The organism is Streptococcus equinus (assembly GCF_900101445.1).
GTDB classification, from domain to species: Bacteria; Bacillota; Bacilli; order Lactobacillales; family Streptococcaceae; genus Streptococcus; species Streptococcus equinus_B.
On sequence record NZ_FNKE01000001.1, the window covers coordinates 199,279 to 223,358 of the forward strand.

Here is a 24,080-nt window from a genome sequence, read left to right on the forward strand (position 1 = left end):
TAGTAACCTTATGGCAGTTTAACAGGGAATGGAAGTCGTGACTGGAAGCTTCCTAGATGAAAGTTTGGCGAATTCACTCATGTTAAAGACGATGAATTAAGGTCTGCTAGTCAGATAAAAAACGGATGGTACCGCGTGTCAACGCTCCGCTATTGGAGTGTGGCACGCTTTTTTCGTTTAAAAACATTAGGGGTTGCCCCAAGGAAGGAATTTTAATGGATTTACAAGCGCAGTTAGAAGAATTAAAATCATCTACGCAAGCTAAATTGGCTGAAATGCGTGGAAACAATGCAAAAGAACTTCAAGAATTACGTGTGCAAGTTCTTGGTAAAAAAGGATCATTGACAGAATTATTGAAAGGTTTGAAAGATCTTTCTAAAGAAATGCGTCCAGTTGTCGGAAAACAAGTTAACGAAGTGCGTGACGTTTTGACAAAAGCTTTTGAAGAACAAGCTAAAATTGTTGAAGCTGCTAAAATCAAAGCACAATTGGAATCAGAAAGCTTGGATGTGACTCTTCCAGGACGTCAAGTTAACCTTGGTAACCGTCACGTTTTAACACAAACAAGTGAAGAAATTGAAGATATTTTCCTTGGTATGGGATTCCAAGTTGTTGATGGTTATGAAGTTGAATCAGATTACTACAACTTTGAACGCATGAACTTGCCAAAAGATCACCCAGCTCGTGACATGCAAGATACTTTCTACATCACTGAAGAAATCTTGCTTCGTACTCACACAAGTCCAGTTCAAGCTCGTACACTTGATAAACACGACTTTTCTAAAGGTCCATTGAAAATGATCTCACCAGGACGTGTGTTCCGTCGTGATACAGATGATGCAACACACAGTCACCAATTCCACCAAATCGAAGGTCTTGTTGTTGGTGAAAACATTTCTATGGGTGACCTTAAAGGAACTCTTGAAATGATTATCAAGAAAATGTTTGGTGAAGATCGTAAAATCCGTCTTCGTCCTTCATACTTCCCATTCACTGAACCATCAGTAGAAGTTGACGTATCATGCTTCAAATGTGGTGGTAAAGGTTGTAACGTATGTAAGAAAACTGGTTGGATTGAAATCCTTGGTGCTGGTATGGTACACCCTCGTGTTCTTGAAATGTCTGGCGTTGACTCAGAAAAATATTCTGGATTTGCTTTTGGTCTTGGTCAAGAACGTATTGCGATGCTTCGTTACGGTATCAATGATATCCGTGGCTTCTATCAAGGCGATGTCCGTTTCTCAGATCAATTTAAATAATTAATTAGTAAGAAAAAGAATTGGAGGTCATCATGGCAGAAATCAAAGTTGAAAAAGTGACCTTGGATAAGTTAGATGTGCTACAAAAGCTTAGTATCGATACTTTCCGTGAAACCTTTGGTTTTGATAATACCGAGGAGGAACTTCAACAATTTTTCGATGAGAATTATACTTTAGCGCAACTTAAAAAAGACGTGACAGATAAAGAATCTGATGTTCGCTTTGTCAAAGTTGATGGGCGTGAGGTTGGCTTTATGAAAGTGAACTGGGGCGCAGCACAGACAGAGCATGAACTAAAAAATGCTTTTGAAATCCAACGTATTTACATTCTTAGTGAATGTCAGGGACTAGGCTTAGGTAAGAAATTATTTGAGCTGGCGCTTGATATGGCTAAGGCAGGCGGATTTGATTGGGCTTGGTTAGGTGTCTGGGAAGGCAATGTCAAAGCTCAAGGTTTCTACCGCAAATATGGATTTGAAAAATTTTCAGAGCACTCATTTAAAGTTGGCGATAAAGTAGACACAGATTGGCTTATGCGAAAAGCCTTAAAAGAATAAGAGTAGAAAGGGATAAAGAAGCTTACCTGTCAAACGTATTTTGACTGCGAAAAGCTTTTAACACATATTATGTTAGTAAGTTATAAATGGTTAAAAGAGCTTGTTGATGTTGATGTAACAACACATGAGCTTTCTGAAAAAATGTCAACAACAGGGATTGAGGTTGAAGGAGTTTCATCACCATCTGAAGGATTGACAAAATTGGTTGTTGGTCACGTTGTATCTTGTGAAGATGTTCCTGAAACACACTTGCACCTTTGCCAAGTAGATACTGGTGATGATGAATTGCGCCAAATCGTTTGTGGTGCTCCAAATGTTACTGCAGGTATCAAAGTTATCGTAGCTGTACCAGGTGCACGTATTGCTGACAACTACAAAATCAAAAAAGGTAAAATCCGTGGTATGGAATCACTTGGTATGATTTGCTCACTCCAAGAACTTGGTTTGCCAGAATCAATCATTCCAAAAGAATTCTCAGACGGTATTCAAATCTTGCCAGAAGATGCTAAACCAGGTGACAGCATTTTCCCATACCTTGATTTGGATGATGAAATCGTTGAATTGTCAATCACACCAAACCGTGCAGATGCTCTTTCTATGCGTGGTGTTGCTCACGAAGTAGCTGCTATCTACGGAAAAGAAGTTCACTTCCCAGAAAAAGAACTTAAAGAAGTTTCTAAAGCTGCAAAAGACGTTATCGATGTTGCTATCGAGTCTGACAAAGTCTTGACTTACAAAGCACGTGTCGTTGAAAACGTGACTGTGAAACCAAGTCCACAATGGTTGCAAAACCTTTTGATGAACGCTGGTATTCGTCCAATCAATAATGTTGTCGACGTGACAAACTACGTGCTATTGTACTTCGGTCAACCAATGCATGCTTTTGATTTGAATAAATTTGAAGACAATAAAATCGTTGCTCGCAATGCGCGTGCTGGTGAAAAATTGGTCACTCTTGATGGCGAAGAACGTGAATTGACAGAAGAAGACCTTGTCATCACAGTTGCTGACAAACCAGTTGCTCTTGCTGGTGTGATGGGTGGTCAAGCAACTGAAATCGATAACGCTTCTAAAAACGTTGTTCTTGAAGCTGCTGTCTTTGATGGTACAGCCATCCGCCGTACTGGATCTCGTTTGAACCTTCGTTCTGAAAGTTCAGCTCGCTTTGAAAAAGGTATCAACTACGCTACTGTTGACGAAGCTCTTGATTTTGCAGCAGCAATGCTTACAGAATTAGCTGAAGGTGAAGTTCTTTCTGGTTGTGTTGAAGCTGGTTCTGTACCAACTGAAGACGTTGAAGTATCAACAACACTTGATTATGTAAACGTTCGTTTGGGAACAGAATTGACTTTTGCTGATATCGAAGATGTCTTTGCAAAACTTGGTTTTGGTTTGTCAGGAAATGCTGATAAATTCACAGTTTCAGTACCACGTCGTCGTTGGGATATTGCTATCCAAGCTGACTTGGTTGAAGAAATTGCTCGTATTTACGGTTACGAAAACCTTCCAACAACACTTCCACAAGCTGCAGGTACTGCAGGTGAATTAACAGCGACACAAAAACTACGTCGTAAAATGCGTTCAATTGCTGAAGGTGCTGGATTGACTGAAATCGTCTCATATGCTTTGACAACACCTGAAAAAGCAACTGAATTCACATTGCAACCAAGCAACTTGACTGAATTGATGTGGCCAATGTCAGTAGAACGTTCAGTTCTTCGTCAAAACGTTGTTTCTGGTATGCTTGATACCATTGCTTACAACGTTGCTCGTAAAAACAGTAACTTGGCTATTTACGAAATTGGTAAAGTCTTTGAACAAAAAGGTAATCCAAAAGAAGAATTACCAAACGAAATCAGCACATTTGCCTTTGCTATCTCTGGTTTGGTTGCTGAAAAAGACTTCCAAACAAAAGCAACTCCAGTTGATTTCTTCTATGCAAAAGGTATCGTTGAAGCTATCTTTAACAAACTTGATTTGACAGTTGAATATGTTGCTGAAAAAGGTCTTGAAAGCATGCACCCAGGTCGTACAGCAAGCATCTACTTGGATGGTCAATTGGTTGGTTTTGTTGGTCAAATTCACCCACAAACAGCTAAAAACTACAACGTTCCAGAAACTTATGTAGCTGAATTGAACTTGGATATCATTGAAGCTGCTCTTCAAGCTGATAAAGCATTTGTTGAAATCACTAAATTCCCAGCAGTTTCTCGTGATATTGCTTTGCTATTGCCAGCAACTACTACTCACAAAGAAATCGTTGCTGCTATTGAATCAGCTAAAGTGAAACGTTTGACTGATATCAAACTCTTTGACGTGTATGCTGGTGCAAACATCGCTGAAGGTATGAAATCAATGGCTTACAGCCTTACATTCCAAAATCCAAACGATAACTTGACTGATGAAGAAGTTACTAAATACATGGATAAAATCACTAAAGTCCTTGTTGAACAACTCGGAGCAGAAGTTCGTTAATCATTTGATACAATATTAGGCTATTTGGGTTAATATAGATAAACCACCGCTACGAAAGTAGTGGTGGTTTTTTGATGTATAGGTGTATAATAATGATGTTATTAATTTTAAAGTGAATTCGAGGAATGTTGTACATGAATAGTGTTTTTTTAGTTGGTGCTAATTTTGGTAAGGATGTATCAAAAGATTTTATAAAAAAAGGAAAGTGGGAACTGGGGTGGAAAGGAAATGAAAATCATAAGCAATATAGATCAATGCTAAGAATTTTTAATCAGGTGAAAATTGGAGATGATTTGGTAATTAAATCTACTTACACTAAAAAGAAGAATTTACCTTTTAATAATCAGGGAAGATTTGTTTCTGTCATGAAGATTAAGGCAGTCGGAAAAGTTACTAAACTCGTTGGAGATGGTCATACTATACTTGTTGACTGGGATAAAAGTTTTAAAGAACGAGAGTGGTTCTTTTATACACGTAGGCCTACTATGTGGAAGTTCCCTAATATTGAAAACGATGAAAAAGCTCAAAAACTTTATAATTTTATTTTTAAAGATGAGGAACAAGAATTTAGTTACTTTATGAATTTTGATGATAATATAAATCAAGAAGTGGATGAAGTATCAGAAGATGATATTTATGTAGACAGTTTAAAATCCTCACACAATATCATCCTTCACGGTGCACCTGGGACGGGTAAGACATATTTAGCTAAGCAAATTGCTGCTGATATGATTGGTTGTTCTATTGGTGAATTAAATGATTCAGAACAGTTTGATTTTGTTCAGTTTCATCCTAATTATGATTATAGTGATTTTGTTGAGGGACTACGCCCTGTTAACCATAATGGAACAATTGGTTTTGAACGTCGAAATGGTATTTTTATGAATTTTTGTGAAAAGGCTAAAATTAGCTCACTAGATTATAAAGGGCCTCAGAAAAGTAGCGATATAAAACCATATGTTTTTATAATTGATGAAATTAATCGCGGTGATATATCTAAAATTTTCGGAGAATTATTTTTCTCAATTGATCCTAGTTATCGAGGAATTAGAGGAGCGGTGACTACTCAATTTTCAAATCTTTATGATGGGACAGATGGTAAAAATCTAGGTGATAAATTTTATATTCCTGAAAATGTTTATATCATTGGTACTATGAACGATATTGACCGTTCCGTGGATTCTTTTGATTTTGCTATGCGTCGTCGTTTTAGATTTATTGAAATAAAGGCTAAGCAACGATTATCAATGTTAGAGGAACTTGATGAAGAAAAACGTGAAGAAGCAGAATTTAGATTATTAAATCTTAATAGAAGTATTTCAGCTACTGAAGGTTTAAGTGAAAGTTATCATGTTGGGCCAAGTTATTTTTTGAAGTTAAAAGATTTAGACTACAATTATGATGCTTTATGGAGTGACTATATTAAACCGCTTTTGATTGAATATTTACGCGGTAGCTATGATTTTCAAGAAATTCTAGGCAATCTGGATGACGCTTATAATACAATTGATGATACAGGTGATGCAGATGAAAGTGACGGACAATAATTGGAACATCTCCAAAGTTGAATTTTGTGAAGAGTATCCTCAGCTTTCAAGCAAATTATTAGATAAGACATTGGGCTATCTAATACAAAAAGAAAATTTGATAGTTTTCCCTGATACATTAGCAACTTCAGAGGGGTTATTCGAAGATAGTAAAGTTATTGAAAGTATGAACGATAAAGTTAAAACGAATAATATAGTCGGTTTTATTGGCTTAGAGGACGAGTATTTAACCATTCAATCTCGTTTTTCTAAAGAAGATGACTTCTTTCTCCACTACATGTTACAAAAAGTTTTGTCGATTAATGTTATTAACTTACCTGTTAATATTTCATTTGAAGAACAGTTATATAATTTTATAATTTATTTATTTCCAAGATATTTAAAATTAGCTTTTAAAAAAGGTGTCTATAAAGAGTATGAACGATTTGAGTATAACGATAATCGAGTTAGAGGAAATGTTAATATTGTAAGACATTTGAAGCATAACATCCCTTTTACAGGTAACATTGCTTATTCAACTAGGGAATTGACTGCACAAAATAATGTTATGCTTTTAATAAGACTTACGATTGAACATTTGAAAAGTTCTAAAATAGGGCAAAAAGTATTAAAGTCAGATGCAGAAGTAGCAGGAGTTATTAATGAAATTAAGCGACTGACGCCTGAATATAACCTTAAACAAAGAAAGAAAATTATTGAATACAATCAATCCAATCCTGTGAGACATGCTTATTTTCAAGATTACCATAAATTACAACAGTTATGTCTGATGATTTTAAATAAAAGAAAACATACTGTTGGGAACAAGAAAAGTAAGGTATTTGGAATATTAATTGACATAGCTTGGCTTTGGGAAGAGTATCTTAATACATTATTAAAAGATTGGTTCATTCACCCTGAAAATCGCAAAAGAAGTCATAAAGTGTTCATGTTTATTAATCAAAAGCATCCTCTGTATCCTGATTTTATCGGTAAAGAGAACAATGTGGTACTTGACGCTAAGTATAAAAAACTTGAAGAATCTAGAAAAGGAATAAATAGAGAAGATTTGTATCAGATTATTACTTATTTACATATTCTAAAGTCTCAGAAGGCTGGTATTCTATATCCAAGTACAAATGATACAACATATGAAATTCAAGGAGTGTTAGATGGATTTGGTGGTGAGATTTTTAAACAATCATTATTAATACCACAAAACAGTCGAACTTATTCTCAATTTGTAGAGCAAATGAAAGATTCAGAAATTATTTTCCTTGAACAACTCGGAGCAGAAGTTCGTTAATCATTTGATACAATATTAGGCTATTTGGGTTAATATAGATAAACCACCGCTACGAAAGTAGTGGTGGTTTCTTGTTTATCAAAAATCCAAACCAACAGCAGAATTTGGTATAATAGGATTATCTAGTGACATGACGAAGGATTATTATGAAATTATTATATACAGATATTCAGTTTGATATGACTGAAATTTTGGCAAGAAAAGCGATGGAAGAGGCTAAAGCTGGAAAGCGTGTTTTTTACATCGCTCCAAACTCTTTGTCTTTTGAAAAGGAAAGGTCGGTTCTGGAACTTTTGCCTGACCAAGCGTCTTTTGCCATTACCATTACACGTTTTGCTCAAATGGCGCGCTATTTTGTCTTAAATGAATCTCAGACCAAAGAAACGATTGATGACAATGGCTTAGCCATGATTTTTTATCGTGCGCTGTCTCATTTTTCTGATACGGATTTGAAAGTTTTCGGGCGTTTAAAGCAAGATACAAATTTCATCAAGCAATTGGTTGATTTGTATAAAGAATTAAAAACGGCTAACATGACTGTGCTTGATTTGACGGAATTGCATTCGGCTGAGAAGCAAGAAGATTTGGTGAAAATCTTTTTGGCAGTTAATGACATTTTGTTAGCTAACCAGTATGACAATCAGTCAAAAATTGCATTTTTTGCTAAGCAGGTAGCATCGGGGCATTTGGATGATGCGCTTGAAAATGTTGTTTTGGTTATCGATGGCTTTACTCGTTTTTCAGCAGAAGAGGAAGACCTAGTCAGCCTTTTAGAGGAAAAATGTGCTCAAGTGATTATCGGAACTTACAGTAGTCAAAAGGCTTATAAGGCTACATTTTCAACGGGAAATGTCTATCAGGCAAGTTTGGATTTTTTGCGTTCTTTGGCAGTAAAATTTCAAACACAACCAGAGTATGTTGAGAGTTATCAAAAATCTCAAGAAGCATTTGCTAAGTTGTCAAAACTCTTTGAAGCTAAGCACGACTTTACAACATCAGATATCACCTTAACGCAAGATGATAAGAAACATTATGCTATCTGGGATGTTATTAATCAAAAAGAAGAAGTGGAGCATGTGGCAAAGGCTATTCGTCATAAACTTCACCAAGGCTATCGCTATAAGGATATTTTAGTGCTTTTAGGTGATGTGGATAGTTATTGTCTGCAGATCGGTAAAATTTTTGATAAATATGAAATTCCTTATTATTTTGGGAAAGCAGAGTCGATGAGTGACCATCCTTTGGTGCATTTTGTTGATTCCTTGGAGCGCGTGAAACGTTATCGTTTTCGTATGGAAGACGTGGTTAATCTTTTGAAGACAGGACTTTATGGCTCATTTAAGCAAGATGATCTGGACTTTTTTGAGCAATATTTGATTTATGCGGACATCAAGGGACAAAGTAAATTTGCTAAGGAGTTCACGATTGCTTACAAGGGTGAAGAGCATTTAGCTTATGTCAATCGCATGCGCGAGCAAATCATGACGCCCTTGCTAGCTTTATTTAAGGCACAAAAGCAGCTTGGCTCAAGCCTGCTTGAAAAATTGATGACTTTCTTAGGTGCGATTTCTCTGCCTGAGAATTTAGAGCGTATGGTAGCCACTTTCTCAGAAAATGAACAAGAAAAGCACGAGCAAGTTTGGCGAACATTTACTGGCATTCTCGAGCAATTTCAAACGATTTTTGGGCAAGAAAAATTATCTTTGGATGAATTTTTAGCTCTTTTAAGAAGTGGCATGTTGGCTGCCCAGTACCGTGTGGTGCCAGCAAGTGTTGATGTGGTTTCTGTAAAATCTTATGATTTGGTTGAACCACACACCAATAAATTTGTCTTTGCACTTGGTATGACGCAGTCGCATTTCCCAAAAATTGCGCAAAATCGTAGCTTGATTTCAGATGAGGAACGTGCCAAGGTCAATGAAACGACAGCTGAAAATCAGCGTTTTGATGTGATTAGTCGTGAAAACATCAAGAAAAATCATTTTGCCGCCTTGTCACTATTTAATTCAGCCACGGAAGAATTGGTGCTTAGTTTGCCACAAATTGCTAACGAGTCAGAAGATAAGGAATCTTCTTATCTTGCGGAATTAGCTAGCTTTGGTGTGCCTATTTTGGTTAAGGGACGAAATCGTTTGTCGACAGATGCTGAAGATATTGGAAATTACAAAGCGCTCTTGTCTCGTGTGATTGAGGTTAATCGCTTGGTTATTGAAGAAGATCGCGAGCTTAACAAAGAAGAGCAAACCTTCTGGTCAGTAGCTGTACGTTATCTTCGTAAAAAACTGTCTAACGAAGGTGTTGAATTGCCACTGATTAAGGATAATATGCAGACCAAGCCAGTTTCTGCTGAAGTGATTGAGACACGTTTTCCAAGTGATGAGCCGATTAATTTATCTTCTTCAGCGGTGACAACTTTCTATAACAACCAATACAAATATTTCTTACAGTATGTGCTTGGTTTGCAAGAGGTTGAAACTATTCACCCTGATGCTAGAAATCACGGGACTTATCTGCACCGTGTCTTTGAATTGGTCATGAAAGATGCTTCTAACCAGCCGTTTGATAATAAATTAGACCGAGCCATTCAAACAACCAACGCCGAAGATGCTTTCAAATTTGTTTACGAAGAAGACGAGGAAAGCCGCTACTCATTGACAGTCTTAGAAGATATTGCTAGAAGCACGGCGACAATTTTACGTCAAGATACTCAGATCCAGGTGGAAAATGAAGAAGAACCTTTTGAGTTAATGCTTGCAAATAGCGTTCGTATTCGAGGCATTATTGACCGTGTGGACCGTTTGTCAGATGGTAGTCTTGGGGTGGTTGATTATAAATCAAGTCACAACACTTTTGACATTCAAAAATTTTACAACGGACTCAACCCACAGTTAGTGACTTACATGCAAGCTCTTCGCGATAAAAAAATTAAAAGTGAGTCAGATAAGATTTTTGGAGCCATGTACCTTCACATGCAGGAGCCAAAAGTGGATTTGTCATCGGTAGCAACCACAGAGAAAATTCTAGAGAATTTGTCTAAAGAACTGCGCTACCGTGGCTTGTTCTTAGAAGATGAAAAAGGTTATTTATCAAATGGAAATTACCATCTTAATGACTCTGTTTACACGCAAGAAGAGTTAGATATTTTACTTGCTTACAATCAAAAATTATTCCTTCAAGCAGCTGAGCAAATTAAACAAGGACACTTTTTGATTAATCCTTACAGTGAAGATGGTAAGACGGTTAAGGGTGACCAATTAAAAGCCATCACACGCTTTGAAGCAGACCGTCACATGCCATATGCACGTAAGTGGTTTAAATTACCAAGAAAAGATAGACGTCAAGGCTTTTTGAGCCTGATGCAAGAAGAGGAGGAAAAAGATGACCTTTAAACCATTTTTAACGGCTGAAGCTATTTCTTCTCTACAGCAAAAAGAGGCTCAGTCATCCAAAGCGCAAAAACGAACACCTGAACAAATCGAAGCCATTTATAGTTATGGCAATAATATTTTGGTCTCAGCATCGGCTGGTTCTGGGAAAACCTTTGTTATGGTTGAGCGCATTATTGATAAGATTTTGCGTGGTATTACCGTTGACCAGCTCTTTATTTCGACCTTTACGGTTAAAGCAGCGGGAGAATTAAAGGAACGTCTTGAGAAAAAAATCAGCCAAGCTTTGCAAAAAGCGACGAATAATGATTTAAAAACTTATCTTAACGAACAGTTGCTAGCCCTGCAGACTGCTGATATTGGAACCATGGATGCCTTTACGCAAAAGTTGGTTAACCAATACGGCTACACGTTGGGAATTTCACCTACTTTTCGTATTATGACGGATAAGAGTGAACAAGACCTTGTCAAAAATGACGTTTTCGCAGACCTTTTTGCTGATTACATGACGGGGCAAAATCAAGACATTTTCCGCAGATTAGTTCGTAATTTTTCTGGCAATCGTAAAGATAGCACAGCTTTTAGAGGAATTGTTTACAAAATCTATGATTTCAGTCAAGCAACGGATAATCCGAAGAAATGGCTGACTGAGGTTTTCTTGAAGGGTGCTATAACCTATACGGATTTTTCAGCTATTCCCGACCAAGAGGTTGCTGATTTTCTAGCTTGCATGCATGAGACAGCTAATCAATTGCAAGACGTGACTGATTTAGAAGATTACAAGCAAAAAACGGCTAAGGGGACGCCTACGGCAGCTTATAAAAAGCATTTGAACATGATTGAGCATTTGCATGAGTGGGCTATGCATTTTGAGACGCTTTACGGTCGTGACGGTCTTGGTCGTTTGGCGACAGATGTGGCTGATTTGATTCCATCTGGTCCTGCGGTGACGGTTGCGGGAGTAAAATATCCAATCTTTAAGACTCTACAAGGTCGTTTAACTGGTCTGAAACACTTGGAAACGATTTTCAAATACCAATCAGAAAGTTTGCCTTTGTTAGAACTCTTGCAGGCTTTCATGCAGGATTTTTCAGAGCAATATTTGCAAGCTAAAATCCAAGAAAATGCTTTTGAGTTTTCAGATATCGCGCATTTTGCGATCCAGATTTTGGAAGAAAATCCAGATATTCGTAAACTTTATCAAGATAAATATCATGAAGTCATGGTCGATGAGTACCAGGATAATAACCACACACAAGAACGCATGCTGGAATTGTTGTCAAATGGGCATAATCGATTTATGGTGGGAGATATCAAGCAATCCATTTATCGTTTCCGTCAGGCTGATCCGCAGATTTTCAACCAAAAATTTAAGGATTTTCAAGAGCATCCAGAACACGGAAAGTTAATTCTGCTAAAAGAAAATTTCCGTAGTCAGTCAGAAGTTTTGGATGCGACAAATAGCGTCTTTACGCACTTGATGGATGAGGCTGTTGGTGAAATTTTGTATGATGGCATGCACCAGCTGGTAGCAGGAAGCCCTGCACAAAAAGAAGCTCACCCAGAAAATGAAACTCAAGTTCTTATTTACGACACTGATGAAAGTGGTGAGCTTGCAAGTAGCCCAGAAGAGGAGCAAATCAATCCGAACGAGGTTAAGCTGGTAGCTAAAGAAATTATTCGCCTGCATAATGAAGAAGGTGTTGCTTTTGAAGATATTACTTTGTTGGTATCATCGCGTACACGTAATGATGGCATTTTACAGACTTTCGAGCATCATGGCATTCCTTTGGTGACGGATGGCGGTGAGCAAAATTACCTAAAATCTGTTGAAGTCATGGTGATGCTAGATACTCTTAGAGCACTGGATAATCCGCTTAATGACTACGCTTTGGTGGCTCTAATGCGCTCGCCAATGTTTGCTTTTAACGAAGATGACCTTGCTCGTCTTGCCCTTCAAACAACTGAGGATGAGGCCAGAGCCAATCTTTACCAAAAATTAGAACACGCTTTGGCTAATCAAGGGCAACATGCAGAGCTAGTCACACCAGCTTTACGTCAAAAATTAAAAGATTTTATGATTTGCTTTAGCAAGTGGCGTGATTTTGCTAAATGGCATTCGCTTTATGATTTGATTTGGAAGATTTACAATGAGCGCTTTTATTATGATTACGTTGGCAATCTTCCTCGTGCCGAGCAGCGTCAAGCCAATCTTTACGCTCTAGCCCTTCGTGCTAATAATTTTGAAAAGACTGGCTTTAAAGGCTTGTCACGCTTTATTCGCATGATTGATCGCGTCTTAGAAAGCGAAAATGATTTGGCTGATGTTGAAGTGGCCCTTCCAAAACATGCTGTGAATTTGATGACCATCCATAAGAGTAAAGGACTTGAGTTCAAGTATGTCTTCATTTTGAATATTGACAAGAAATTCAGTATTCAAGACATGATGTCACCCTTGATTTTGTCACGACAAAATGGAGCTGGTATCAAATATTTGGCTGACATGCGAGAAGAGTTGGATACGGATGTTTTTCCAACCGTTAAAGTCAGCATGGACACTTTGCCTTATCAGCTTAATAAACGTGAACTGCGCTTAGCAACCTTGTCTGAACAAATGCGTTTGTTCTATGTTGCCATGACTCGTGCTGAAAAGAAATTGTATTTAGTCGGAAAAGCAAGTTCTGAAAAATTGGTTGATAAATACAGCGGTAAATCTGAAAATAATCACCTTCCAGTTGCAGAACGTGAGGCTTTCATGACTTTCCAAGATTGGATGCTAGCCATTCATGAAGCTTATGAAAACTTGCCATTTAAAGTTGAATTCGTCACAGATGAAGACCTGACAGAAGAAAAAATCGGTCAGATAGAAGTCAAATCAGCTATTACACCTGATGATTTGTCAAATAACCGTCAGTCTGAAAATATCGCAGAAGCTTTGGATAGACTTGAGGCAGTTGAAGAGTTGAATGCCAAATATCAATCAGCCATTAACCTGCCAAGTTTAAGAACACCTAGTCAGGTCAAGAAGCTTTATGAGCCTGTCATGGATACTGATGGGGTTGATGTGATGGCTAAGAAGGACCAAGTAAAACCAAGCTTTGCCTTACCTGATTTTTCGAAAAAAGCCAAGGTCGAAGCAACAGCGATTGGTTCTGCTATGCACGAGCTCATGCAGCGCATCTCCTTGTCTCAAAAAGTGACACTAGAGGATATTTCAACAGCCCTAACACAAGTGTCTGCTGAAGATGAAGTTAAAGCGCGTATTCGTCTAGAAAATGTTTTGGATTTCTTTGAGAAGTCAGCTCTTGGACAGTTGATTCAGCAAAATACCGATAAAATCTACCGCGAAGCTCCATTTGCCATGTTAAAAGAAGACCCTGAGAGCAAAGAAAAATTCGTTGTTCGTGGGATTGTCGATGCTTATCTTCTTTTAGAGGATCGTTTGGTTCTTTTAGATTACAAGACTGATAAATACACAAACAGCGAGGAAATCAAAGATCGATACCAAGGCCAAATGGCACTTTATGCCGAAGCACTCAGCAAGTCATATCATATTGATCAAGTTGATAAATACCTTGTTTTGCTTGGTGGAGAGCGTCTGGAAGTAGTTAAACTTTAAAAGTAATTAAAAAAACGACCGTTTAGCATAAAGCTTGCGGCCGTTTTTGGTATAGTATATTGTATTATTGTATATTGAAAAAATAAAGGCGAGTTGATTGGATTAACTCCAGAATTTAGCGGCGATGTCTTGACCTTGCTTGATTTTAGCCCATTGTTGTGGAATAGCAAGTTCGTTTCCTGAATCACATGATGCAAAACCACATTGGTGAGAAAGGAAAAGACGGTCTTTAGGGATGATTTGGCTAGCTTCTTCAAGCATTTTAAGTGCGCGGTCTTCATCATCAAGGTCAGTTGTTTTACTTGAAAGAAGTCCAAGAACAACCTCAGCATCTGAGTCTTTCAAGCTTTCAAGCGCTTTAAGGTCACCAGCTACTTCGCTATCCCATTCAAGGAAGAAACGGTCATAGTGTTGGTCTTTCAAGAATTTTGTTGCGATAGCTTCGTAAGTACCACCAGCAGCAGAACGGCTTTCGTAGTTACCACGGCAGTTGTGAGTCCAGACTTGCAAGCCAAGTTCATGACCATAGTCAGCAACATCGTTATTTACTGCGATGAATTCGTCAGCAAGGTTAGCAAGAGCGCTATTTCCTTGAGCAAAGAAACCAGCTGGGTTTGTTTCATCGAAAAGTTCCCAGAGGCAATCGTCAAATTGGATAATTTCTCCGCCAGCTTCTTTGTATTCTTTCAAGAATTCTTTATAAGCATTTGTAAGACCAGCTTTTAGTTCTTCTTTAGTTTTGTAAACTTGGTCTTCGCCAACTAATTGATTAAAGACTGTGAATTCTGTGTAAGCGTGAGCAGGCCCCCAGATAGTTAATTTGGTATCAGAGTCACCAGCTTCTTCTTTAAGTAAATTAAAGATGTCAAGGAAGTGGTGGTTTTTACCTGAAAGTGGCTCTGTGATGCGAATACCAATGTCTTTACGTGTTTCGAAGTGCCCGCCATCATGGTCTTTGAAGCTGTAGCCATGGTCTGCGATGTAGCGTTCAATCCCTTTTAGACCCCAGACAAAGTCGAGGTGCCACATAGATTTTGAAAATTCACCATCAGTAAGCACATCGATACCATTTGCTTTTTCTTTTGCGATAACTTTTTTGATGTCAGCTGTTTCTGTTTCATGGTAGCCATCAAAAGCATCGTAGAAAGGGTATGTGATATCATCTCGATGTTCGATTGCGATTTTATATTCGCGTAAATCAGCTGGTCGTAGGAGCGAACCAACTAGTTGAAATCTTGATTTTGCCATTTCATGTACCTCGTTTGTTTTTTTGTGATTCCTATTGTAGCGGAGCTTTGCCATTTTGAAAAATAGTTATTTTTTTAGGACTATGTATAGTTTTAAACTATAACTAAAAAAATAAAAATCTCTGTCTAATTAACAGAAAATTTGGTATACTAAGAAAATACAGACAATTACAAGGAGATTTAGAATGGATATTTGGGAAAAGTTATATCAAGCAGCAAAAAAGGATTATAATCCTCATTATGTGACGCCATTTATCTATTCAAATCACGTGGTTGCAGCAATTGAAGCAGAAGATGGTCAGATTTTTACAGGTTATTGTTTTGAAGCAACTTCTGGTGTTTTTCACCTTTGCGCAGAACGCGCAGCAGCTTTTAACATGTTTCAACAATCTGGTCAAACCACTATCAAACGCATCATTGCGTTTCGCGATAAACCACCTTACGGAGAAGGTTCGGGAATGCCTTGCGGAGCCTGCCGTGAGTTCTTGATGCAATTGTCACCGAAAAATAAAGATTTGGAATTTATGCTTGATTATGAGAAACGTGAAACCATCACCTTAGGTGAATTGATGCCATTATGGTGGGGGACAGAGCGAATGGCAGCAGGCATTGAAGAATTAGAAGATTAATAACAAAGCGAGGGATAGGATGCGAGATAATCATTTACACACACATTTTTCTTATGATTCAGATGCGCGGTTTGAAGATTATTTAGACCATTATACAGGGGATATTGTGACGACTGAGCATTATGATTTGTCAAATCCATATACCAAGCAAGATGATGTGCCAGATTACGAGGCTTACTCGCGTGAAATAGCTAAGCTTAATCAAAAATACGGCAATCGTATTAAAAAAGGCATTGAAATTGGTTATTATCAGCCACGTGAAGCGGATATTCTTGCTTATTTGGCGGATAAGGACTATGATTTGAAACTCTTGTCGGTTCATCACAATGGGACAAATGATTATCTTGATGATGAAGTGGCAGATATGGATAGAGATGAGATTATCCAAGAGTATCTGGACAGATTGGAGTATGCGATTGGACGCGTGGATGCGGATGTTTTAGCACATTTTGACTATGGTTTTCGCATTTTTGATATGACCGTTGCGGATTTAAAAGCTTACGAACCTCAACTTAAACGTATCTTCCAGAAGATGATTGATTATGATTTGGCTTTTGAGTTAAATAGCAAATCGATGTACTTGTATGGCAAGGAAGATCTTTACCGTTATGCTTTAGGCTTGGTTAGAGAATTGGGCTGCCACAAATATTCTATCGGTTCAGACGGTCATAAGTTGGAGCATTTCCGATTAGCCTTTGATAAAATCCAAAACCTTTTAGATGAGTTTGGCATTGAAGATTGGGAAATTTTGTAAAACAAAAAGCCCGTGAGCATAAGGCTCAGGGCTTTTTAACGTTTAAAAATTAGTGAGAAATACGTTTGCGGGCTGCTTTTTTACGATTTTCTTGAATGAAAGCAGCTTTTTCTTCTTCAGGGTCAATGATTTTTTTCTTAACTGCGAAAATAGCACCTGCGACAGTAGCTGCAGTGGCTACAACACCAGTAGCAAGACCTTTAGCGAATGCAAATTTTTTAGCCATAATAATTTCCTCCTCACTGATAAGAACAGGGAGTATAAAGAGGTCTTTATACTCTTTTATGGCAGTAGGATTTGTTTTCTTGTCCTACCACCTTATGTTATAATAATGGTAACGAAAATTGCCTAAAAATTCAAGTGAAAACGTTATATTTACTAAAAAATCAGGCTTAGGACGGATAAAAAATAGATGTCAAAAAAAATAAAACTGCTAGCTGTAGTTGGGCCGACAGCTGTTGGAAAAACAGCTTTAGGAATCGAACTCGCTAAGCAATTTAACGGAGAAATTATCAGCGGTGACAGTCAACAAGTCTACCGTAAGCTGGATATTGGAACAGCTAAGGCTACACCTGAAGAACAAGCAGCAGCTCCTCACCACTTGATAGATGTGCGTGATGTTGATGAGACTTATTCAGTTTATGACTTTGTGACTGAGGCTAAGGCTGCGATTGACGATATTGTTAGTCGAGGAAAGCTTCCTATTATCGTCGGAGGAACTGGCCTTTATCTTCAAAGTTTGCTAGAAGGTTATCATTTAGGTGGTGAGGTTGACCAAGAAAAAGTTCTTGCATACCGAAAAGAGTTGGACTTGCTAAGTGATGAAGAGCTTTTTGAAAAAATAGCAGAGCAGAAGATTGAGATTCCTCAAATCAACCGCCGTCGTGCCATTCGTGCTTTGGAGTTAGCTAAGTTTGGACAAGATTTGCAAAATAAAGAAACTAACTATGATTCCTATTTGATTGGTTTAAATGATGACCGTCAAGTGCTTTATGACCGTATCAATCGCCGTGTTGACCTTATGGTTGAAAATGGTGTTTTAGATGAGGCAAAATGGCTTTATGACAATTATCGTGAGGTCCAAGCCGCGCGAGCTATTGGTTACAAGGAACTTTTCCCGTATTTTGCTGGGGAAGATTCTCTTGAAAACTGTGTTGAAAAATTAAAACAAAACACACGTCGCTTTGCAAAACGCCAGTTAACATGGTTTAGAAACCGTATGGCAGTTAAGTTTTACAATGTTTCAGAAGCTGATTTTAAAGCTAGTGTTACAAGTGATGTTGATTGTTTTTTAAATGATAAGAAATTGTAAGGGAGTAAAACGCTCCCTTTCACTTTTTGTAGAAATTTTATGATATAATGAGATTTACGGATTAATTAAGAAGAGGGGTGAGTGCATGATTGAAACAAGCGAACATCAAGAGCGCGTGATTTTACTGGGCGTTGAGCTGCCAGACACTGAAAATTTTGACATGTCTATGGAAGAGTTAGCTTCGCTGGCTAAAACAGCAGGAGCGCAGGTGGTTTCCTCTTATCGCCAAAAACGCGAAAAATACGATAGTAAATCATTGATTGGCTCAGGAAAATTAGCTGAAATTAAAGCGATTGTTGACGCTGATGAGATTGACACTGTTATTGTTAATGACCGTTTAACACCCCGTCAAAATGTTAACTTAGAATCAGAGCTTGGGGTTAAAGTCATTGACCGCATGCAGTTGATTTTGGATATTTTTGCCATGCGTGCTCGTAGTCACGAAGGAAAATTGCAAGTTCATCTGGCTCAACTCAAATACATGTTGCCCCGTCTTGTCGGTCAAGGGGTTATGCTAAGCCGTCAAGCAGGTGGAATTGGTAGCCGAGGACCTGGTGAAAGTCAATTGGAATTGAACCGACGTTCGATTCGCAATCAGATTTCAGATATTGAACGCCAATTGAAGGTGGTTGAAAAGAATCGTGAGACTGGGCGTGAAAAACGTACAGAATCACAAGTCTTTAAAATTGGACTCATTGGTTATACAAATGCTGGTAAATCAACCATTATGAATGTCCTAACCAATGATAAACAATACGAAGCTGATGAATTATTTGCGACTTTGGATGCGACAACTAAGCAGATTTACTTGCAAAATCAATTTCAAGTGACGCTTACAGATACGGTTGGTTTTATTCAAAACTTGCCAACTGAGTTGGTGGCAGCCTTTAAGTCAACCTTGGAAGAAAGTCGTCATGTTGATTTGCTGCTACACGTGATTGATGCCAGCGACCCAAATCATGCGGAACACGAAAAAGTTGTTTTAAATTTGCTAAAAGAGTTGGATATGTTGGATATTCCGCGTTTAGCTGTTTATAACAAGATGGATGTGGCGGAGCACTTTGCAGCGACAGCTTTCCCAAATGTGCGTATTTCTGCGCGTGATAAAGATGCTCGTTCACTTTTGCGCCGTTTGATTATCAATGAAATTCGTGAGATTTTTGAACCATTTAGCATTCGTGTTCACCAAAATCAAGCCTATAAGTTATACGATTTAAATAAAATCGCTCTGCTTGACCGCTATGATTTTGCAGAAGAATACGAAACCATCACTGGTTACATTAATCCAAAAAATAAATGGAGACTAGAAGAATTCTATGACTGATTATATAAGCTTAGCTTTAAAATATGGTGGCTTTACGTCACTAGATAAAGTGTATTTGCAAAATGTTTTGGAGGAGTTAACAGATGAGCAAAAATTGAGCTTCATCACACCGCCTCCAAGTGTTATCAATGCTTATTTTGCAGAAATGTATCAAAAACAATCTCCGCAAGCCGCAACAGATTACTATTTTGAACTATCAAAAGAATTGCACTTGTTAAATGATAAGCCATCTTTTGACGAACACAAACCTTTTATTCGTTTGAATTTATCAGGTAAATCATATGGTTTCACTTATGAAAATGATAAAGAGGTTGCTCGTGTCTTTTCTGAAAAAGATGAAGCTTTGACAAGAGATGTCTTGTTTGAATTGGCTCAAGTTTTTCCTCAATATAAAATTTATGTTGAAGATGGCAAAATCAAAATGTCAAAAATAACTTTTGATGACCAAGAACTTGAAGACCTCACGCCAGAAAGTAGTCTGCTCAGCCACGTTTCAAAATTAAAAGGAAATATGGTTAAGCTAAAAAGTTTTAATCGCGATGAATTGTCAGACTTGCTAGCTCATTACCAAGGGCAAGTTTATTACACGTTTGATCAACGTGAATTTATCGCTTATGTAAAAGTATCGTAATAGGAAGGATAAGTAAAAACTTCGGTTTTTATAGGTATATATGGAATTACAATTTTTGGGAACAGGAGCGGGTCAGCCCTCAAAGTCACGTAATGTGTCAAGCTTAGTGTTAAAGTTACTTGACGAGATTAATGAGGTATGGATGTTTGACTGTGGTGAAGGAACACAACGTCAGATTTTGGAAACAACTATCCGTCCTCGTAAAGTGAAACGCATTTTTATCACGCACTTGCACGGTGACCACATTTTTGGTCTTCCTGGCTTTTTGGCAAGTCGCGCTTTCCAGGCAAATGAAGAACAAACTGACCTTGATATTTATGGTCCAGTCGGTATTCGTTCATACGTTTTGAGCAGTTTGCGCTTGTCTGGTGCTCGTTTGCCATACCGTATTCATTTTCATGAATTTGACGAAAACAGTCTTGGCAAAATCATGGAAACTGACAAGTTTGTGGTATATGCTGAGAAATTGGATCACACTATTTTCTGTATTGGTTATCGTGTGATGCAAAAAGATTTGGAAGGAACACTTGATGCAGAAGCGTTGAAAGCTGCAGGTGTGCCATTTGGTCCATTATTTGGAAAAATCAAGAGCGGTCAAGATGTTGTCTTAGAAGATGGCACAAAAATTATCGCCAAAGATTACATCTCAGCACCGAAAAAAGGAAAAGTTATCACTGTTTTAGGTGATACACGTAAGACTGATGCTAGTGTGCGTCTTGGTTTGGGAGCTGATATCTTGGTTCACGAATCAACATATGGAAAAGGTGATGAGAGAATCGCCCGCAAGCACGGACACTCAACAGGAACTCAGGCTGCCCAGATTGCTAAAGAAGCGTCAGCTAAATGTTTATTGCTTAATCACATCAGTGCTCGTTTCTTGGGACGCGAATGCAAACAAATTGAAACGGATGCTCAAGCAATCTTTGAAAATACACACTTGGTTAAAGATTTGGAAGAAATTAGCTTATGAGAATAATTGCTATTACAGGAGCAACAGGTGGACTAGCCAAAGAAATTGTCAAACAGTTACCAGCTGATGACTTTGTGATTGCCTTAGGACGTCATGTAAAAAAACTTGAAGCCTGTTATGCTGAACGTCCTAACACAGTTTGCTACGAACTTGATATGACAAGTGATGAAGCGATTGGTGCTATGGTTGAAAAACTATACGCTGAGCATGGTCATATCGATGTCTTTATCAACAATGCTGGTTATGGTGATTTTAGTGAGTTTGATGCCTATACGACGGCTGAAATCCGTGACATGTTTGATATCAATACTTTTGCGACGATGACTTTTTCACGTTTAGTTGGTCACAAGATGAAAGAAGCGGGACAGGGGCATATTGTCAATATTGCCAGCATCGCTGGTTTGATTGCATCAGCGAAATCATCAGTTTACTCTGCAACAAAATTTGCGGTGATTGGCTTTTCAAATGCTCTGCGTTTGGAATTAGCTGATAGCAATGTTTACGTGACAACGATTAATCCAGGACCGATTGCAACAACTTTTTTTGACAAGGCAGATCCATCTGGAGAATACCTAAAAAGTGTTGGACGCTTTGTTTTACAACCAGAAGAAGTTGCCAGACGTACAGTTGCTATTTTAGGTAAAAATAAACGTGAAGTGAACATGCCTTGGTCAATGGCTGCAGCGCATAAGTTTTACACCCTTTTCCCTAAGGTTGCTGATTTTTTAGCACGAAAAGTTTTTAATTATAAATAACCTCCTTTCAATTCTACATAAGAAGTGAGAAGTGAATGATAACAAGTAAATACAATTGGAAAAACATTGAAAAAGAGCCAGATGATGGCTTTTTTGAACTGACAAAAAAAGAAAATATTACAGCTTTAGCCAGCAAAATCCTATACAGTCGTGGCATTGACAACGACGAAAAACTAGCTCAATTTTTATCGAATGATTTGTCACAACTTCATGATCCATATCTTTTGCACGATATGGACAAAGCAGTTGCCCGTATTCGTCAAGCTATTGAAAATTACGAACAAATCTTGGTTTATGGGGACTATGATGCCGATGGGATGACTAGCGCTAGTATCATGAAAGAAGCACTGGAAATGCTTGGGGCTGAAGTTCAAGTCTATCTTCCTAACCGATTTGTTGATGGCTATGGACCAAATGAATCGGTCTATAAATACTTTATTGAGCAACAACAGGTTTCTTTGATTATTACGGTGGACAATGGCGTAGCTGGACACGAAGCTATTAACTATGCACAAAGTCAAGGAGTAGATGTCATTGTTACTGACCACCATGGCTTACCAGCAGAGCTTCCAGATGCATTTGCCATTGTACATCCAGAGCATCCAGAAGCGGATTATCCGTTCAAATATTTAGCAGGATGTGGCGTAGCTTTCAAAGTCGCTTGTGCTTTGCTGGAATCAATTCCCACAGAAATGCTAGATTTAGTTGCTATCGGAACCATTGCTGATATGGTTAGCCTAACAGATGAAAATCGTATCATGGTTAAGGTCGGTCTTGAAATGCTCAAGCAGACCGAACGCATTGGTTTAATGGAACTAATGAAAGTATCTGATATTGACATGTCAGATGTTAACGAAGAAACTGTTGGCTTTAAAATCGCTCCGCAGCTAAATGCTCTTGGTCGTCTAGATGATCCAAATCCAGCTGTTGAGTTATTGACTGGCTTTGATGATGAAGAAGCGCTAAGCATTGCGCAAATGATTAATGCCAAAAATGAAGAACGTAAAGAAATCGTTCAAAAGATTTATGACGAAGCCATGGGCATGGTTGACCTTGATAAGCCTGTTCAAGTCTTAGCAAAAGAAGGTTGGCATCCAGGTGTTCTTGGGATTGTCGCTGGTCGTATTTTGGAGCATATTGCTCAGCCAGTTATTGTCTTAAACATTGAAGACGGCATGGCAAAAGGTTCTGCTAGAAGTATTGAGGCAATCAATATCTTCCATGCGCTTGATGAACACCGTGATTTATTTGAAGCCTTTGGTGGACATGCTGGTGCAGCTGGGATGACCTTGCCAGTTGATAACCTAGAGCAATTGTCACAGGTCTTATGTGATTATATTGCTGAAAATGATATTAATTTAGCTCAGAAAAAGACTTTGATCATTGATGAAGTGCTAGAGTTGTCAGAAATTGACTTGGACACTGTTAAAAGTCTTGAGAAGATTGCACCTTTTGGGATGGATAATGCTAAGCCAGTCTTTGAAATCAAAGACTTTACCGTTAAACAAGCACGTACCATGGGGCAAAATGGTGCTCACTTGAAGTTAAAAATTGCTCAAGGAAGCACGGCAGTTGACCTTGTTGCCTTTAACCAAGGTCATTTGGTACAAGAATTTCAACAAGCGCAGAATCTCTGTCTTGCGGTTACCTTGTCAATTAACAAATGGAATGGGCAAACTACTGTTCAGTTGATGCTTGAAGATGCGCGTGTTGACGGCGTTCAGTTGATTGATATTCGTGCCAAAAATGCTAGTCTTCCTGAACGTGTTCCTGTTTTGAGTGAAGACACTAGTGCCAGCGAAGTGGTTGTTCTAGATATTCCTGAGAAGGCTGAAGAACTCAAATCCCTTTTTGTCGGTCGACAATTTGATGCTGTTTATTTTAAAAACCACATCAAACGTGCCTATTATTTGACTGGCTATGGAACTCGCGAACAATTTGCTAAATTGTATAAAACCATTTACCAATTCCCTGAATTCGACGTTCGTTATAAATTAAAAGACTTGAGTCAATACCTCAATATCCCAGATATTTTGCTGGTAAAAATGATTCAAATCTTTGATGAATTAGACTTCGTAACCATCACAGATGGTGTTATGGTCGTTAACAAAGATGCCCAAAAACGCAGCATCTCAGACAGCCAAATCTATCAAAATCTGAAACAAGAAGTGAAGTATCAAGAACTTATGGCACTTGGTACTCCACAAGAAATCTACGATTGGTTAATGGATAATAATTAAGAAAAAACTCCTTTGGGTACTATTAAAACCAAAGGAGTTTTTAAATACTTTCTAGGTTCAAACTAAATTAGATATTAAGAAAATTTAATA

At 38.1% G+C, this 24,080-nt stretch carries 17 protein-coding genes; 15 read left to right on the forward strand and 2 right to left on the reverse strand.

The window, feature by feature from the left end; all coding sequences use genetic code 11:
* The first annotated feature begins 215 nt into the window (after positions 1–215).
* The 7 genes from pheS (at position 216) to addA (ending at position 14,128) form a co-directional block, all read left to right on the forward strand.
* On the forward strand, positions 216–1,259 hold the full coding sequence (pheS, locus tag BLR83_RS01020; protein WP_014334511.1) for a phenylalanine--tRNA ligase subunit alpha: 1,044 nt from the start codon (positions 216–218) through the stop codon (positions 1,257–1,259).
* Between the two features lie 32 nt (positions 1,260–1,291).
* Positions 1,292–1,816: a GNAT family N-acetyltransferase gene (locus BLR83_RS01025; RefSeq protein WP_039697141.1), complete on the forward strand. Its 525-nt coding sequence runs from the start codon at positions 1,292–1,294 to the stop codon at positions 1,814–1,816.
* A gap of 69 nt (positions 1,817–1,885) precedes the next feature.
* Positions 1,886–4,291, forward strand: a complete 2,406-nt coding sequence (pheT, locus tag BLR83_RS01030; protein WP_074559682.1) for a phenylalanine--tRNA ligase subunit beta — start codon at positions 1,886–1,888, stop codon at positions 4,289–4,291.
* Between the two features lie 134 nt (positions 4,292–4,425).
* Positions 4,426–5,838, forward strand: a complete 1,413-nt coding sequence (locus BLR83_RS01035; RefSeq protein WP_074559684.1) for an McrB family protein — start codon at positions 4,426–4,428, stop codon at positions 5,836–5,838.
* Positions 5,819–7,123 carry a 5-methylcytosine restriction system specificity protein McrC gene (locus tag BLR83_RS01040; protein WP_074559686.1) on the forward strand — a complete coding sequence of 435 codons (1,305 nt, stop codon included), beginning with the start codon at positions 5,819–5,821 and terminating at the stop codon, positions 7,121–7,123. The genes BLR83_RS01035 and BLR83_RS01040 overlap by 20 nt, the downstream gene beginning before the upstream one ends.
* Before the next feature lie 146 nt (positions 7,124–7,269).
* Positions 7,270–10,512, forward strand: coding sequence for an ATP-dependent nuclease subunit B (gene rexB, locus BLR83_RS01045; RefSeq protein WP_074559688.1), 3,243 nt, complete (start codon positions 7,270–7,272; stop codon positions 10,510–10,512).
* Positions 10,502–14,128 (forward strand): helicase-exonuclease AddAB subunit AddA, encoded by a 3,627-nt coding sequence (gene addA, locus BLR83_RS01050; RefSeq protein ID WP_074559689.1) that lies wholly within the window; start codon positions 10,502–10,504, stop codon positions 14,126–14,128. The genes rexB and addA overlap by 11 nt, the downstream gene beginning before the upstream one ends.
* A 102-nt stretch (positions 14,129–14,230) precedes the next feature.
* Here addA and BLR83_RS01055 read toward each other — a convergent pair whose 3' ends face one another.
* Positions 14,231–15,376: a cobalamin-independent methionine synthase II family protein gene (locus tag BLR83_RS01055; RefSeq protein WP_074559691.1), complete on the reverse strand. Its 1,146-nt coding sequence runs from the start codon at positions 15,374–15,376 to the stop codon at positions 14,231–14,233.
* 184 nt (positions 15,377–15,560) lie between these two features.
* On the opposite strand from BLR83_RS01055, the gene BLR83_RS01060 reads away from it, so the two are divergent.
* Together BLR83_RS01060 and BLR83_RS01065 are read left to right on the forward strand one after the other, a co-directional pair.
* Entirely contained in the window at positions 15,561–16,004 is a 444-nt protein-coding gene (locus BLR83_RS01060) for a cytidine deaminase family protein (protein ID WP_074559693.1), read from the forward strand.
* Positions 16,005–16,023: 19 nt separating this feature from the next.
* Entirely contained in the window at positions 16,024–16,758 is a 735-nt protein-coding gene (locus tag BLR83_RS01065; RefSeq protein ID WP_074559695.1) for a PHP domain-containing protein, read from the forward strand.
* 49 nt (positions 16,759–16,807) lie between these two features.
* Here the strand turns inward: BLR83_RS01065 and BLR83_RS01070 are convergent, their stop codons facing one another.
* Entirely contained in the window at positions 16,808–16,984 is a 177-nt protein-coding gene (locus tag BLR83_RS01070) for a DUF3042 family protein (RefSeq protein ID WP_074481996.1), read from the reverse strand.
* A 186-nt stretch (positions 16,985–17,170) separates the two neighbouring features.
* Here BLR83_RS01070 and miaA point away from each other — a divergent pair, with 186 nt between their 5' ends.
* The 6 genes from miaA to recJ all read left to right on the forward strand — a co-directional run bounded on the left by miaA (position 17,171) and on the right by recJ (position 23,990).
* Positions 17,171–18,070 (forward strand): tRNA (adenosine(37)-N6)-dimethylallyltransferase MiaA, encoded by a 900-nt coding sequence (gene miaA, locus BLR83_RS01075; RefSeq protein ID WP_074559696.1) that lies wholly within the window; start codon positions 17,171–17,173, stop codon positions 18,068–18,070.
* Between the two features lie 85 nt (positions 18,071–18,155).
* Positions 18,156–19,394 (forward strand): GTPase HflX, encoded by a 1,239-nt coding sequence (gene hflX, locus BLR83_RS01080; protein ID WP_074559698.1) that lies wholly within the window; start codon positions 18,156–18,158, stop codon positions 19,392–19,394.
* Positions 19,387–20,025, forward strand: coding sequence for a cystathionine beta-lyase (locus BLR83_RS01085; RefSeq protein ID WP_074559700.1), 639 nt, complete (start codon positions 19,387–19,389; stop codon positions 20,023–20,025). Before hflX ends, BLR83_RS01085 begins: the two co-directional genes overlap by 8 nt.
* A gap of 40 nt (positions 20,026–20,065) precedes the next feature.
* Entirely contained in the window at positions 20,066–20,995 is a 930-nt protein-coding gene (rnz, locus tag BLR83_RS01090; RefSeq protein WP_074559701.1) for a ribonuclease Z, read from the forward strand.
* Positions 20,992–21,750, forward strand: a complete 759-nt coding sequence (locus BLR83_RS01095; RefSeq protein WP_074559703.1) for an SDR family NAD(P)-dependent oxidoreductase — start codon at positions 20,992–20,994, stop codon at positions 21,748–21,750. The genes rnz and BLR83_RS01095 overlap by 4 nt, the downstream gene beginning before the upstream one ends.
* A gap of 35 nt (positions 21,751–21,785) precedes the next feature.
* Positions 21,786–23,990: a single-stranded-DNA-specific exonuclease RecJ gene (recJ, locus tag BLR83_RS01100; protein WP_074559705.1), complete on the forward strand. Its 2,205-nt coding sequence runs from the start codon at positions 21,786–21,788 to the stop codon at positions 23,988–23,990.
* Positions 23,991–24,080 lie beyond the last annotated feature (90 nt).